Here is a 13,085-nt window from a genome sequence, read left to right as displayed (position 1 = left end):
AAACGGGATGCGGCCATGACGATCTGGCAACTGCACATGCTGAACGCGCGCAGTGCGCTGACACCCATCATGGCCGAGATCCGCGCCCATGCGCGCGAGATGGTGGCCGCGGTAGAGGCGCATCTGGACCTGCCGCGTTTCGATCTGGTGGTCCGGGCGGGCGATGCCGTCAGCCCCGAATGGGGCATCGCGGGCCACGCCCCATCCCCGGGCATCATAGAGATCACGTTGGACCCCGCCCGCGTCGCGCCCGAGCATTTCCGCCGTACGCTGGTTCACGAAATGCATCACCTGACCCGGTGGGACGGGCCGGGCTATGGTCGTTCCTTGGGCGAGGCGCTGGTCAGCGAAGGCTTGGCGGGGCATTTCGTCCAGCAGGTTCTGGGCGGGCCTGCCGATCCGTGGGACCAGACGCGGCCCGTCGCAGGAACGCTGAAGCAGGCGGCGGCGCTGTGGGCGCGGCGCGATTATGATCACGGAGAATGGTTCCTGGGCCGGGGGCGGATGCGGAAATGGGTAGGGCATGGCATTGCGCACCGTGTCGTGGCCGAGCATCTGGCGATGACCGAAGGCGAGAGTGCCGCATCGCTTGTCTGGCGGCCTGCCGACGATTTTCGTGCGGCAATGCGGCGGATGATGGCATCGGCGGGGATCGAGGACGAAGCCGAGGCGCCCACGGCAGATGGTCCGGCGGATAGCGCGACCGTTGCGGATGATCCTGCAGCGACCGAGCCGCTGGACGGGACAGTTGCGGCAGGGAGCGATGGGCAGATTGCGTGCCGCGACGCCTGGGGGCAGGCCCCCCGGACCCCCCAAGAGGGCTGACGGATCAGCGGCGGGGTATTAGGGCAAAGGCAACGCCCAGTACCAGGCCCGCGACGCCGCCGCCCAGATGCGCCTGCCAGGCGATGGACGGCATCAGCAGCGTCAGCGCCACGTTCAGTCCCAGGATCAGCCCGACGGAGCGGACCAGCGGTGACATCGAACGGCGGCGTCGGCGCAGGGTGATCGCGGCATAGCCGACCAGCGCACCCGCCAGCCCGAAGACCGCACCCGACGCGCCGACCATCGGCCCGGCGCCCGGCTCCATCGCGGCAAAGACCGCGGCGGCGGCGATCTGGCTGACCAGATAGGTCGCCGCCATGCGGGCCGAACCGATCATGCGCACCAGTTCGCGCCCAACGGCGGCCAGCGAGATCATGTTCATGGCCAGATGCAGCAGCCCGGAATGCAACAGGCCATAGGTCAGGAACATCGCGATGCCCTGACCGGGATAGAGCCCGACACCACCGCCCACCAGAGGCGCCCAGAACCCGCCCAGCATCACGGATGCCGTCCGGGCGCTGCCAATGCCAAGCATGGGGGCGGCAAAACAGACCGCCTCGATCACGCAACAGGTGACGATAACGACGCGCAGCCACAGGGGCAGGGTAGCGGGTTCCGGCCGTCGCGCGGCCGACACGCGCGGGATCGCCACGGGGCGGTCCATGTCGCTCAGGCCGCCCTGTGCGGGTCAGTCATCGGCACGGATCTGGCGGGCCTCGTCGATCAGCATGATCGGAATGCCCGAGCGGATCGGAAAGGCCAGCCCCGCCACGCGGGACACCAGCTCCTGTGCCTGTGCATCATAGCTGAGCGTGGTGTGGGTCACCGGGCAGACCAGCGCCTCCAGCATGTGGCGGTCGAACAGGGGGGCATCGGTCATTGCATTCGTTCCTCGTTGTCGCCGCTGTGCAGGGCGAATTCGATCAGGCCGACCAGCAGTTCGCGCCGGTCCGCCAGGCTGGGCGATTCCAGCAGCGCCTGTTTGTCGCCGGGGCTGAAGGGCAGCATCATCGACAGCGAATTGATCAGCAACTCATCCTCTGCTTCGGCAGCTGCGTCCCAGTCCGTCGACAGTTCCTGCGTCTGCATGTACCGGTCCAACAGCGCGAACAGCGCGTCGCGGTCCAGTGTCGGGTCCTGTTCGGGGCCGGACAGGTCGCGCGCAAAGGAAGACCAATCGACCTGTGCCTGCAGGTAGGGGGCAAACCCTTCCTGGATGTCCTGCAGGCGGAACCGCGAGATCGCGCCAAGCGAGATCATCATCCGCCCGTCGCCGGTTTCCGAAAACGCCACCACCCGACCCGCGCAGCCGATGGCGGACAGGCCATCGCCTTCGGGCTGGATCATGCCGATCAGGCGGTGATCGGTTTTCAACGTGTCGTCCAGCAACTGCAGATAGCGTGGCTCGAACAGGTGCAGCGGCATGCGGGCCCGCGGCATCAGCACGGCACCGGGCAGCGGGAACAGCGGGATGCGGTCGGGCAGGTCGAAACGCAGCACCATCGGTCAGGCGAAGATCATCGAGGACAGGCGGCGGCGACCCTTTTGCCCGATGGGATCGGTGGGCTTGAGGCTGTCAAAGATGGTGATCAGCTGGGCCTTGGCCGCCCCTTCGTTCCAGTCGCGGTCGCGGCGGAAGCTGTCCAGCAGGATGTCGACGGCGGCCTCCACCTGCCCGTCGGCATGCAGGGCCTGGGCGTATTCCAGCCGCGCCTGCTGATCGGCGGGATCGGCCTCTACGCGGGCGGCCAGATCGTCCAGCGGACCGGCGCTGGCGGCCTGCTGGGCCAGGGCCAGCTTGGCGCGTGCGGCCTCGATCGGGCCGGCATGGGCCAGGGGGGCGGGGACCTGCGTCAGGGTGGACGCGGCGGCGGCATGGTCGCCCGCGGCCAGATGGGCGCGGATCAGGCCGCCCCAGGCATCGGCGCTGTCGGGCAGTTCGCCGATGATGGCGGTAAAGGTCTCGATGGCGTCGGCGGCCTCGTTGTCCTCGATCATTTGCTCGGCCGCGGCCAGGGCGTCGGCCAGGCCGCCGTCATCGCCCGACATCGCCGCCAGCTTGTCGACGAACTGCTTGACCTGGCTGGCGGGAACCGCGCCCTGGAATGCGTCTACGGGCTGACCCTGAAAGAAGGCATAGACGGTCGGGATCGACTGCACGCGCAGCTGGCCCGCGATAGCCTGGTTCTCGTCCACGTTGACCTTGGCCATGCGGACACGGCCCTTGTGGCGGGCGACCTCTGCCTCCAGCGCGGGGCCAAGCGTCTTGCAGGGCCCGCACCAGGGGGCCCAGAAATCAACGATGACGGGCACGGTCATGGAGGCCTCGACCACCTCTGCCATGAATGTGGCCTCGGTCACGTCCTTGATGAAGTCGTCGGTCTTGGGCGCTTCGGCCCCGTCGAAAAGCATGGTCATCCTGGCCCCGCATGGTTCGGTTGGCGTATCCCGTGCAATATGGGGCGCTTGGCGGCTGAACGAAAGGGCCGGTTTGCGCGTCCAGATCACGCAGGCTTCAGGGCCGTGTGAATGCGCCGGGGGGCCGTGGCGACGATGACCCCGACCCACGCCGGGTTCGGCTGTTGCCGCTGTTGCCGGCATCATGGCCGCGCTTTGGTGCGGATGGGTGTGCCACTGTATCGTCGCAGGGGCTAGCTGGTCAGTCCCTGCCTCTGGTGGATCGGGTTTAGGATGAATCTGTCTGGCTCGGATGTCCAGATATTGCAGATGTATTCGTAGGGCGTGAGCCCCCGAGTGTCTTGAGCCGGCGGGCGAAATTGTAGGGGTCCATGAAGTTGGCGAGATGAATGCGAAGCTGATTGTGGTCGTCGTAATGGAAGCGTTTAACGGTCGCGTGCTTGATCGTTTGGTTCATCCGCTCGACTTGACCATTGGTCCAGGGGTGCTTCACTTTCGTCAGCCTGTGCTCGATTTCATGCTCCCTGCACACGCGGTCGAAGATATGCTCGAAGGCGGTTGTATCGCGGCTTCGGTTTGTAAACTGGATGCCCCTCGCCATTGTCTCTCGGACCAATGGCGTTCCAATGGCTCGATCAGGCAGCACCGTGTGCAGTCGGTAAGGAACGGCAGCGATCAGGTCGCGCAGGAACTGAGCGGCGGCCATTTTCAGCGCCTTTTCGACAAGCTGGGTAAAGGCAAACTTGCTCGTCCGGTCGATGCCGACGAACAGGTAGAGCTTGCCTTCCGCAGTTTGAACTTCGGCGATGTCGATATGAAAGTGGCCGATGGGATACCGTTTGAAGCGCTGCCGCGTCGGCTTGTCTCCCTCCACATTAGGTAGCCGAGAGATATCATGGCGCTGCAGACACCGATGCAGTGCAGGGCGCGTCAGATGAGGGATCGTCGCCTGCAGAGCGTAAAGACAGTCGGCCAGCGGCAGCAATGTGTGCCGCCGAAATGCGACGACTATCGCCTCCTCAGCCTCGGCCAAGACCGTTGATCGCGGCTCCTTCGGCCCGGTCTTGAGATCCTCGACAGTCTGGCGCTTGCGCCACTTCGCGACCGTCTTGGGGTTGATCCCAAGCTCCCGGCTCAGCGTTGCGAGCGAAGCTTGCGATCATTCGGGCCGACCCTCGGCCCAATGGCGGGCCCGCCCTCATTATTGCTGCTCTGACGGCGTGCGTGGTCGTGGCGCTTCCGTGACGAACCTGGCCCATAGTGCTTCCCTCCATTCCTGAGAAAGGATCGCACCATCAAAACCTGGGATCAAACACCTATGGGACACCAAACCTGCCGCGTGCTACCCAAAAGGCTGGTCCCATTGACGCTGATGTCGTGATGCGCCGGGGGGGGCATCGCCGTCAGGACCGTCTTGCGCGGGGTGATGGACGGCGCCCTGACCGATGCTAGCCGGACAGTGCCATCAATCTGCAGGCAGCACGGGGAACACGGGCGGTTACTTTCACCCGGGTGATGCCGCGCGTCGCAGATCGGGTCGCCAAGGATCAGCCGGTGCTGGTGCCGGACAACGACCCCCTCAACAGGGCGGCCTAAAGGTCGAAGCTGGCCATGACCGGAACGTGGTCGCTTGGCCCTTCCCAGCCGCGCAAGGGGCGCAGGACGCGGCTGCCATGGGCGGCCCCGGCAATGTCGGCGGTGGCCCAGATGTGGTCCAGCCGCCGACCCTTGTCGGCCGCGTCCCAGTCCTTGGCCCGATAGCTCCACCAGCTGTAGAGCAGCCCCTGCGGGATGTCCTGTCGGGTCACGTCGACCCATCCGCCGGCATCCTGGGCAGAGAGCAGGTGGTCGACCTCGACCGGGGTATGGCTGACGATTTTCAGCAGTTGCTTGTGCGACCAGACGTCGTCCTCGCGCGGCGCGATGTTCAGATCGCCCACCAGAATCGACCGGCTGGGCCGGTCGGCGTGAAAGACGTCGCGCATCTCGGACAGGAAATCCAGTTTCTGCCCGAATTTCAGGTTCTGTTCGCGGTCCGGAATGTCGCCGCCCGCGGGGACGTACATGTTGTGGATGACGACGCCGTTCTCCAGCCGGGCCGCCACGTGCCGGGCATGTCCCAGCTGCGCGTAATCGCGGTCGCCCGCATCCTCCAGCGGCAGGCGCGACAGGATCGCCACGCCGTTATAGCCCTTTTGGCCGCGCGCCACGATATGGGTGTATCCAAGTTCTGCGAACCGGGTCAGCGGGATCTTGTCCACCGGCGACTTGCATTCCTGCAGGCACAGGATGTCGGGTGCCTCCTCCTGCAGCAGGCGGGCGACAAGGCCCTCGCGCAGGCGGACCGAATTGATGTTCCAGGTGGCGATGGTGAACATGGCGCAGGCTCCTTTGGGCGCGGACCCTAGCGCCGCATGCCGGACCTGTCGAGGTGCGGGCTTGCCATATGATTCCCGCGCGCTATGCAAGTGCAAAGCGGACAAGGGGGACGACCATGAAACTGACCATCGACGAGGCGCTGACGCGCGGCGGCACGGGCCGGTTCCAGTGGCGCCTGCTGGGCATATTCGGCCTGGTCTGGGCGTCGGACGCAATGCAGGTCATCGCCGTGGGCTTTGCCGCGCCATCGGTGGCCGCGACCTTTGGCCTGGAGCGGGTGACCGCGCTCCAGATCGGGACGGTGTTCTTTCTGGGCATGTTCGTGGGCGCATTCGCCTTTGGCAGGCTGGCCGACCGCATCGGGCGCAAATGGGTGCTGATCGGGACCGTGGCGATGGATGCGGTGTTCGGGCTGGCATCGGTGATGGCGGGCGATTTCACCTGGCTGCTGGTCCTGCGGTTCCTGACCGGGGTGGCGGTGGGCGGCACGCTGCCCGTTGATTACGCGATGATGGCCGAGTTTCTGCCCCCCAAGAACCGCGGCCGCTGGCTGGTCTGGCTGGAAGGGTTCTGGGCCATCGGCACCATCGTCGTGGCCCTGACCGCCTGGGCCGCCGCCAGCTGGGGCGCGGTCGCGCCGTGGCGCTGGATCTTTCTGATTGCGGCGTTGCCGGCGCTGATCGGGTTTTTTCTGCGGTTCTGGATCCCCGAATCGCCCATGTATCTGGTCCGCAAGGGTCGCCAGGCCGAGGCCCGCGCCGTCATCGACCGCGTGCTGGCCGTGAACGGGGCGGTGCCGCTGCCTGCGAACGCACATCTGCGCGTGGCATCGGTGCCGTCGGGGGGCGCGACGTCCATCATGGCGCAGCCGCTGCGGCGCGCGACCATCGGCGTGCTGGCCGTGTGGTTCCTGGTGTCGCTGTCCTATTACGGCGTTTTCGTCTGGGTGCCGGGGCAACTGGCCACCGAAGGGTTCGGCTTTGTCCGCGGATACGGGTTCCTGGTGATCCTGGCGCTGGCGCAGGTGCCCGGATACGCGCTGGCGGCATGGGGGGTCGAGGCGGTGGGACGCCGGCCCACGCTGGCCGTCTTTCTGATCCTGTCGGCACTGGGCTGCGGGTTGTTCGCGATGGCCAGCGGCCCTGTCCTGGTCGCCACCGCCCTGATCGTGATGAGTTTCGCGCTGTTGGGCACATGGGGCGCGCTGTACGCGTTCACGCCCGAACTGTACCCGACGCATCTGCGCGGCACCGGCATGGGCACCGCCAGCGCGGTCGCCCGTCTGGGCGGCATCCTGGCGCCCAGCCTGCTGGCCGTCGTGTTCGCGCGCGGCTTTGGTCTGGCCATCGGCAGCTTTGCCGTGCTGCTGTTGCTGGCGGCCGCCGCGCTGTTGCTGGTCCGGACCGAAACGCGCGATCGCGCCATCGGCTGACGGGGAACAAGGCGGCCCTCCGCCCGTTCCCCTGCCACATCACCGAAAGGATTTCACATGGGCCAGCTGGTCGACGGCGTCTGGAAGGACGAATGGTATGACACCGACAGCACGGGCGGCGAATTCAAACGGGATGCGGCCCGGTTCCGCAACTGGGTGACGTCTGACGGGCAGACCGGCCCCACGGGCGATGGCGGGTTCGCCGCCGAATCGGGGCGCTATCACCTGTATGTCAGCCATGCCTGTCCCTGGGCGCACCGCACGATGATCTTTCGCGCGCTCAAGGGGCTGGCGGACCATATCGACGTATCGGTCGTGCACCCCGATATGCTGAAGGACGGGTGGGAATTCCGCACCGGTTTCGACGGCGCCACGGGCGACCGGCAGTTCGGTCTGGATTATCTGCGTCAGGTGTATCTGAAGGACACGCCCGATATGTCGGGACGCGTCACCGTGCCCGTCCTGTGGGACCGCCAGACCGGCCGGATCGTGTCGAACGAAAGCGCCGACATCATCCGCATGTTCAACAGCGCCTTTGACGGCGTGACGGGCAACACGGACGATTACTGGCCGCAACCCCTGCGCGCGCGCATCAAGGCGATCAACGACCGCATCTATGACACCGTCAACAACGGCGTCTACAAGGCCGGTTTCGCCACGACCCAGGACGCCTATGACAAGGCCGTCCGCCCGTTGTTCGACAGTCTGGACGGAATCGAGGGGTTGCTGGCGGAACACCGCTATCTGACCGGCGACCGGGTGACCGAGGCCGACTGGCGGCTGTTCACCACCATCGTCCGGTTCGATGCCGTCTATCATACACATTTCAAGTGCAATCGCCGCCGCGTGGTCGACTATCCGAACCTGTGGGGCTGGGCACGAGAGATGTACCAGTGGCCGGGCGTTGCGGAAACGGTCCACATGGACCATTTCATGCGGCACTATTATGTCAGCCACGCCATGATCAACCCGCACCGCATCGTGCCGATCGGCCCGGACGCCGACTGGACCGCGCCGCACGGGCGCTGACCCGGACGCGACAGAAAGAAGCCCCGGCGCAGGGAACGCCGGGGCAGGAACAGAGAGGGAGGGTTGTGGCCGCATCCGCCGACCACTGGGCTTCGGGGACAGAACGTCACATCAGGCCTTGGGTTCCCGCCGAACTTGTCTGCGCATAAACCCGCCGATGGCGTGTCAGGCAACCAGACGATAACCGCCGGATTCGGTCACCAGCAGCCGTGCGTTCGAGGGATCGGGTTCGATCTTCTGGCGCAGACGATAGATGTGGGTTTCCAACGTGTGCGTCGTCACACCCGCGTTATACCCCCAGACCTCGTGCAACAGCACGTCGCGCGCGACCACACCGTCCTGCGCGCGGTACAGGAACTTGAGGATGTTCGTTTCCTTTTCGGTCAGGCGGATCTTGCGGTCCTTGGTGTCGATCAGCATCTTCATCGACGGCTTGAACGTATACGGCCCCAGCTGAAAGATCGCGTCCTCGGACTGTTCATGCGTGCGCAGTTGCGCGCGCAGGCGGGCCAGCAGGACCGGGAACTTGAACGGCTTGGTGACATAGTCGTTGGCACCGGCATCCAGGCCCAGGATCGTGTCGGCATCGGTGTCGTGCCCGGTCAGCATCACGATGGGGCATTTGACGTTCAGCTTGCGCAGTTTCTTGCACAGTTCGCGCCCGTCGGTATCGGGCAGGCCCACATCCAGAACCACCAGATCAAAGATGGCGTTCTTAGTGGCCTCGACCGCCTCGGCACCGCTGCCGGCCTCGGTCACGTCGAAATCGTCGGTCGCGACCAGCTGTTCGGCCAGCGCCTCGCGCAGGTCTTCCTCGTCGTCGACAAGCAGGATTTTCTTCAGTCCGGCCATGGTTGCCTCCTTTGCGTCATTGCGCAATGAGTTGGGCGCGGCGACCCGGCCCGTCCAGCGCCATGTGCAAATTCTCACATGGAGTTGTCGGATCGGTGCGTTATGTTTCACATTGTTTCAAGAATGCGTGGCCCCATGAGCCTGATCCCGACCCTGCCCGAGACGATTGCCCGCGCCCGCGCCGACCTGCGCATGGGCCTGCCGGTGGCCGTGGGCCACCATCTGGCGGCGGCGGTGGAAACACTGTCGCCCGCGCGGCTGGCCGATCTGCGCGCGCTTGGCCCCGCAGTTCTGGCCCTGACCGGGCGGCGGGCCGAGACGCTCAAGGCGCGCGCCTATGACGGCGATGTGGCGCGGGTCGGCCTGCCCGACGGCGCCGATCTGGCATGGTTGCGGGCGCTGGCCGATCCGGCGGGCGACCTGATGACGCCGATGAAGGGGCCGCTGACCACCCTGCGCGACGGCGACGCCACGCCCCATCGCGCCGCGCTGGCGCTGGCCAAGTCCGCGCAGCTGCTGCCCGCCATGCTGCTGGTCGCGGCCCCCGCGCCGCCGGGTCTGACCCGCCTGCCCGCCGGCCCGGTGCTGGCGCAACTGGCGGCGGAAACCGCGATGGCCCCGGTCGCTGCGGCGCGGCTGCCGTTGCAGTCGGCGGAACGGTCGCGCCTGCATATCTTTCGCCCTGACGATGGCGGAGAGGAGCATTACGCCATCGAGATCGGTGATCCGCCCCGTGACGCGCCCGTGCTGGCGCGACTGCATTCGGCCTGTTTCACCGGCGACGTGCTGGGCAGCCTGAAATGCGACTGCGGGCCACAGCTGAACGCCGCACTGACCGCGATGGGGCAGGCGGGGGCGGGGGTGTTGCTGTACCTGAACCAGGAGGGGCGGGGCATCGGGCTGGCCAACAAGATGCGCGCCTATGACCTGCAGAACCAGGGCTTTGACACGGTCGAGGCCAACCACCGCCTTGGGTTCGAGGATGACGAGCGTGATTTCCGCATCGGTGCCGCCCTGTTGCGACGGTTGGGGTTCGGCGCGGTGCGCCTGATGACCAACAACCCGCGCAAGGTGGCGATGATGCAGGCCCACGGCATCGCGGTCCCCGAACGGGTGCCGCTGGTCGTGGCGCGCAACCGCCACAACACCGGTTATCTGGACGTGAAGGCCCAAAAATCGGGACATCTGCTGTGACCGGGATGGTGCTGACCCCACAGGGTCTGCGGTTCCTGGGCCGGGTGTTTCCCTGCAGCATCGGCCGTGCCGGGGTCACGCCGATGAAACGTGAGGGCGATCACGCGACCCCGTCGGGTACCCATCGCATCACCGGCCTGTGGTATCGCCCCGACCGTCTGGCACGCCCCACGGCCTGGGCGCAGGCCATCGGGCCGGGCGATCTGTGGTGCGACGACCCCGGGCATCCGGCCTATAACCGGCACGCCCGCGCGCCGCTGGCTGCCAGCCATGAACGGATGCGCCGCGCCGATCCGCTGTACGACCTGATTCTGACGACGGATTGGAACGCGGATGCGATTCCGGGGCGGGGATCGGCGATCTTTCTGCACCAGTGGCGCCGCCCCGGTTTCGGAACCGAAGGCTGCATCGCCTTTGCACGCGCCGACCTGATGTGGATCGCCCGCCACGCAGCCCCGGGCACGCCGCTTTACGTGCCCTGAGGGTTCCGCGCGCCAAAGATCGCCGAACCGACGCGCACATGGGTCGCGCCATGGGCGATGGCGGTCTCGAAATCGGCGCTCATCCCCATCGACAGGCCGGACAGGCCGTGATCACGGGCCAGATCGCGCAGCAGGCTGAAATGCGGGGCCGGGTCCTGGCCGTCGGGGGGGATGCACATCAGGCCCTGCGGGGTCAGCGACAGCTCGGCGCACAGGGTCAGGAAACCGGGCAACTCATCCGCCAGGATGCCCGCCTTTTGCGGTTCGTCTCCGGTATTCACCTGTACGAACAGCTGTGGGTGGCGCCCCTGTTCGGCCATCTGCGCGGCCAGCTTGCGGGCCAGGGTCACCCGGTCCAGCGTGTGGATCGCGTCGAACAGCTGCACCGCCGCGCGCGCCTTGTTCGATTGCAGTGGGCCGATCATGTGGACCGACACGTCCGGATGCGCGGCGGTCCAGGCGGGCCACTTGGCCTGCGCCTCCTGGACGTAATTCTCTCCGAACACGGTGTGGCCCGCGGCCAGCACGTCCTCGACCCGTTCGGGGGGTTGCAGCTTGCTGACCGCGATCAGCGTGACGCTGTTCGGGGCGCGCCCTGCGGCGGCTTCGGCCGCACGGATGCGGCGGGTGATGTCATCCAGTCCCATGATCCCACCTGACAAAAAGAAAAGAGCGGGCGCAAGGCCCGCTCTTTCCATGTGACGTTTGATCGCGAAGGATCAGAAGTCGAAGCGCACGCCCATGTCGGCGGTGATGTTCTCGTCGTAGCCGCGCTGAACCGAACCGGCCAGCTTGGCGCCGCCCAGGTCGTATTCGCCACCGATACCGTATGCATTGTCGGTCTCGTTGTCGTCGCCGTCGTTGTTGGCGACATAGCCGTTGATCGTGGTCAGCGGTGCGACCAGGTAGCTACCGTACAGGGTCACGGTGTTGCCCAGGTCGACGCCGTCATCCAGATCGCCGTTGTCGAAGTACAGCAGGCCGATGTCGGTCTTTTCGTTGAACGCGTATTCTGCGCCGACGAAGTACTGGTCGTTGCCGTCGATGCCGGCGCCGTCCTTCAGTGCCGCTGCCGACAGGGTGATCGTGTCGTTGTAGACATAGTCGATCGACAGGCCGTATTCCTTTTCGGTGCCATCGACCGAGGAAACCTGATCGGGGTCGACCTGCGACGCGCGGACGGTCAGGTCGTCAACGGTGTAGCTGACCAGGACGCCCATGTAGTCGCTGCGACGATCGATAGCGCCGTCGACGATGTTCGTGAACGTCGGGTAGCCGTCGGTGTTGTACGCGAAGAAGTCGCCGCGCGAGTTGCCGAACGAACGCGAGTAGATGCCGATTTCCGACGAATACATCAGGTTCGAGCTGTCGTAGGCGGTGTTCGAGTTGCCGATTTCGACGGTCAGGCCGCTGGCGGTGACATAGAGGTAGCCCGGCGCGATCGTGGTTTCGTCATCGCCCTGGTCCCACTGCAGACGGATGCGGCCACCAAAGTCGACGCCCTGGTCGGTCGAGGTCGTTGCGTCGATGTTCATGCGCAGGCGCGACTGGATGATCGCGTCGTTGGTGTCGTCGCCACGAACGCCGTCTTCCTGGTACAGGATGCCGGTGCGGCCATAACCCGAGATGGTGACGTCTGCTGCGGCGATGCCGGCGGTCAGGACCAGCGCGGTCGAGGCGATAAGTGCCTTTTTCATGGTGTTTTCCCTCTTGTCTCTCTGTTGCCCAAGCCGGCGCTCCCGCCTTGGGTATGCGATTTGTTTCACCCTTTCGACTTTGTGATGCAACGGAATCAAGCTGTGCCTGTTTTCTTTGCCCATTTCCGTGATGCACTTGAGCCACACTTTCGTGATGCGGTGCACTGGGCAGAGTATCGGTCGTGCCGGGACGGCAGGCCGCGGCGGGCCAAAGCGCTTGTTTCGGGGTTGCGATCCGGGCTAATGCTGACGGCGAATGCACTGACCTTCGAGGGACTGGGATGACCTATGCACGCGCGACGCGCCTGATGATCGTCACGACGCTATGCGCGGGGCTGGCTGCCTGCGGCAACGGCTCGACCGAGAATGCAGGCCCGATCCTGGACCGTGACATGCGCCCGGCGGAACGTGGAACCCTGATCCAGGACCTGTTCGTACGGTCGGGGAACCCCGATCAGATGGTCGGCGTGAACAAGTACCTGTGGAATGCCAGCCTGGACGTGCTGAGCTTTTTGCCAGTGCAGACGGTCGATCCGTTTACCGGCGTGATCCAGACAGGATACGGCACGCCGCCGGGCGGGGGGCGGTCCTATCGCGCCACGATCCAGATCAGCGACCCGGCGCTGGACGCGCGCAGTCTGCGCCTGGCGTTGCAGGGACCCGGCGGTGCCGCGGTCGAACCCGGCACCGTCCGCGCGGTAGAGGATGCGATCCTGACCCGTGCCCGCCAGCTGCGCATCCAGGACGGACGCCTGTAAGGTCGCATTCGCGGCACAT

General features: G+C 65.9%; 14 protein-coding genes and 1 pseudogene. 6 read left to right on the top strand and 9 right to left on the bottom strand.

Annotated features, from left to right (window positions below):
* Positions 1-15 precede the first annotated feature (15 nt).
* Positions 16-825 carry a DUF2268 domain-containing putative Zn-dependent protease gene (locus tag ACJJVR_RS02460; RefSeq protein WP_405401958.1) on the top strand — a complete coding sequence of 270 codons (810 nt, stop codon included), beginning with the start codon at positions 16-18 and terminating at the stop codon, positions 823-825.
* Positions 826-829: 4 nt separating this feature from the next.
* Here ACJJVR_RS02460 and ACJJVR_RS02455 read toward each other — a convergent pair whose 3' ends face one another.
* The 6 genes and pseudogenes from ACJJVR_RS02455 to ACJJVR_RS02430 form a co-directional block, all read right to left on the bottom strand.
* Complete coding sequence (locus tag ACJJVR_RS02455) at positions 830-1,489, bottom strand: rhomboid family intramembrane serine protease (protein WP_405401956.1); 660 nt, start codon at positions 1,487-1,489, stop codon at positions 830-832.
* A gap of 24 nt (positions 1,490-1,513) precedes the next feature.
* Entirely contained in the window at positions 1,514-1,705 is a 192-nt protein-coding gene (locus ACJJVR_RS02450; protein WP_405401954.1) for a Trm112 family protein, read from the bottom strand.
* Complete coding sequence (locus ACJJVR_RS02445) at positions 1,702-2,328, bottom strand: LON peptidase substrate-binding domain-containing protein (RefSeq protein ID WP_405401953.1); 627 nt, start codon at positions 2,326-2,328, stop codon at positions 1,702-1,704. Before ACJJVR_RS02445 ends, ACJJVR_RS02450 begins: the two co-directional genes overlap by 4 nt.
* A gap of 3 nt (positions 2,329-2,331) precedes the next feature.
* Complete coding sequence (locus tag ACJJVR_RS02440; RefSeq protein WP_405402173.1) at positions 2,332-3,237, bottom strand: tetratricopeptide repeat protein; 906 nt, start codon at positions 3,235-3,237, stop codon at positions 2,332-2,334.
* Between the two features lie 239 nt (positions 3,238-3,476).
* Positions 3,477-4,502, bottom strand: a pseudogene (locus ACJJVR_RS02435) (IS481 family transposase).
* 333 nt (positions 4,503-4,835) lie between these two features.
* Positions 4,836-5,621, bottom strand: a complete 786-nt coding sequence (locus ACJJVR_RS02430; RefSeq protein WP_405401952.1) for an exodeoxyribonuclease III — start codon at positions 5,619-5,621, stop codon at positions 4,836-4,838.
* Between the two features lie 116 nt (positions 5,622-5,737).
* On the opposite strand from ACJJVR_RS02430, the gene ACJJVR_RS02425 reads away from it, so the two are divergent.
* Positions 5,738-7,054, top strand: coding sequence for an MFS transporter (locus ACJJVR_RS02425; protein WP_405401951.1), 1,317 nt, complete (start codon positions 5,738-5,740; stop codon positions 7,052-7,054).
* A 57-nt stretch (positions 7,055-7,111) separates the two neighbouring features.
* Positions 7,112-8,083: a glutathione S-transferase family protein gene (locus ACJJVR_RS02420; protein ID WP_405401949.1), complete on the top strand. Its 972-nt coding sequence runs from the start codon at positions 7,112-7,114 to the stop codon at positions 8,081-8,083.
* A gap of 165 nt (positions 8,084-8,248) precedes the next feature.
* Here the strand turns inward: ACJJVR_RS02420 and ACJJVR_RS02415 are convergent, their stop codons facing one another.
* Positions 8,249-8,935: a response regulator transcription factor gene (locus tag ACJJVR_RS02415; RefSeq protein ID WP_042249906.1), complete on the bottom strand. Its 687-nt coding sequence runs from the start codon at positions 8,933-8,935 to the stop codon at positions 8,249-8,251.
* A 135-nt stretch (positions 8,936-9,070) separates the two neighbouring features.
* Here ACJJVR_RS02415 and ribA point away from each other — a divergent pair, with 135 nt between their 5' ends.
* The gene (gene ribA / locus ACJJVR_RS02410) at positions 9,071-10,129 is read left to right on the top strand and encodes a GTP cyclohydrolase II (protein WP_405401947.1); all 1,059 of its coding nucleotides are present in this window, start codon (positions 9,071-9,073) and stop codon (positions 10,127-10,129) included.
* A 5-nt stretch (positions 10,130-10,134) separates the two neighbouring features.
* On the top strand, positions 10,135-10,611 hold the full coding sequence (locus ACJJVR_RS02405) for a L,D-transpeptidase (protein ID WP_405402171.1): 477 nt from the start codon (positions 10,135-10,137) through the stop codon (positions 10,609-10,611).
* Here the strand turns inward: ACJJVR_RS02405 and ACJJVR_RS02400 are convergent.
* Together ACJJVR_RS02400 and ACJJVR_RS02395 are read right to left on the bottom strand one after the other, a co-directional pair.
* Positions 10,599-11,258: a YggS family pyridoxal phosphate-dependent enzyme gene (locus ACJJVR_RS02400; protein ID WP_405401945.1), complete on the bottom strand. Its 660-nt coding sequence runs from the start codon at positions 11,256-11,258 to the stop codon at positions 10,599-10,601. The two genes, ACJJVR_RS02405 and ACJJVR_RS02400, sit on opposite strands and share 13 nt — an antisense overlap.
* A 72-nt stretch (positions 11,259-11,330) precedes the next feature.
* Positions 11,331-12,431 carry a porin gene (locus ACJJVR_RS02395; protein WP_405401944.1) on the bottom strand — a complete coding sequence of 367 codons (1,101 nt, stop codon included), beginning with the start codon at positions 12,429-12,431 and terminating at the stop codon, positions 11,331-11,333.
* Positions 12,432-12,589: 158 nt separating this feature from the next.
* Between ACJJVR_RS02395 and ACJJVR_RS02390 the strand changes: the two genes are divergently transcribed.
* On the top strand, positions 12,590-13,066 hold the full coding sequence (locus ACJJVR_RS02390) for a DUF3576 domain-containing protein (protein ID WP_405401942.1): 477 nt from the start codon (positions 12,590-12,592) through the stop codon (positions 13,064-13,066).
* Positions 13,067-13,085 lie beyond the last annotated feature (19 nt).

The sequence above is a fragment of the Paracoccus sp. Ld10 genome (genome assembly GCF_045064235.1).
GTDB lineage: Bacteria > Pseudomonadota > Alphaproteobacteria > Rhodobacterales > Rhodobacteraceae > Paracoccus.
Note: the sequence above shows the minus strand (reverse complement) of the source record. Positions and strands in the feature narration are given on the sequence as shown.

What these genes read in the sequence shown, in the direction of transcription:
- ACJJVR_RS02460 (WP_405401958.1), top strand. Translation starts at nt 16, where the DNA reads ATGACGATCTGGCAACTGCACATGCTGAACGCGCGCAGTGCGCTGACA.
- ACJJVR_RS02455 (WP_405401956.1), bottom strand. Translation starts at nt 1,489, where the DNA reads ATGGACCGCCCCGTGGCGATCCCGCGCGTGTCGGCCGCGCGACGGCCG.
- ACJJVR_RS02450 (WP_405401954.1), bottom strand. Translation starts at nt 1,705, where the DNA reads ATGACCGATGCCCCCCTGTTCGACCGCCACATGCTGGAGGCGCTGGTC.
- ACJJVR_RS02445 (WP_405401953.1), bottom strand. Translation starts at nt 2,328, where the DNA reads ATGGTGCTGCGTTTCGACCTGCCCGACCGCATCCCGCTGTTCCCGCTG.
- ACJJVR_RS02440 (WP_405402173.1), bottom strand. Translation starts at nt 3,237, where the DNA reads ATGCTTTTCGACGGGGCCGAAGCGCCCAAGACCGACGACTTCATCAAG.
- ACJJVR_RS02430 (WP_405401952.1), bottom strand. Translation starts at nt 5,621, where the DNA reads ATGTTCACCATCGCCACCTGGAACATCAATTCGGTCCGCCTGCGCGAG.
- ACJJVR_RS02425 (WP_405401951.1), top strand. Translation starts at nt 5,738, where the DNA reads ATGAAACTGACCATCGACGAGGCGCTGACGCGCGGCGGCACGGGCCGG.
- ACJJVR_RS02420 (WP_405401949.1), top strand. Translation starts at nt 7,112, where the DNA reads ATGGGCCAGCTGGTCGACGGCGTCTGGAAGGACGAATGGTATGACACC.
- ACJJVR_RS02415 (WP_042249906.1), bottom strand. Translation starts at nt 8,935, where the DNA reads ATGGCCGGACTGAAGAAAATCCTGCTTGTCGACGACGAGGAAGACCTG.
- ribA (WP_405401947.1), top strand. Translation starts at nt 9,071, where the DNA reads ATGAGCCTGATCCCGACCCTGCCCGAGACGATTGCCCGCGCCCGCGCC.
- ACJJVR_RS02405 (WP_405402171.1), top strand. Translation starts at nt 10,135, where the DNA reads ATGGTGCTGACCCCACAGGGTCTGCGGTTCCTGGGCCGGGTGTTTCCC.
- ACJJVR_RS02400 (WP_405401945.1), bottom strand. Translation starts at nt 11,258, where the DNA reads ATGGGACTGGATGACATCACCCGCCGCATCCGTGCGGCCGAAGCCGCC.
- ACJJVR_RS02395 (WP_405401944.1), bottom strand. Translation starts at nt 12,431, where the DNA reads ATGGGCAAAGAAAACAGGCACAGCTTGATTCCGTTGCATCACAAAGTC.
- ACJJVR_RS02390 (WP_405401942.1), top strand. Translation starts at nt 12,590, where the DNA reads ATGACCTATGCACGCGCGACGCGCCTGATGATCGTCACGACGCTATGC.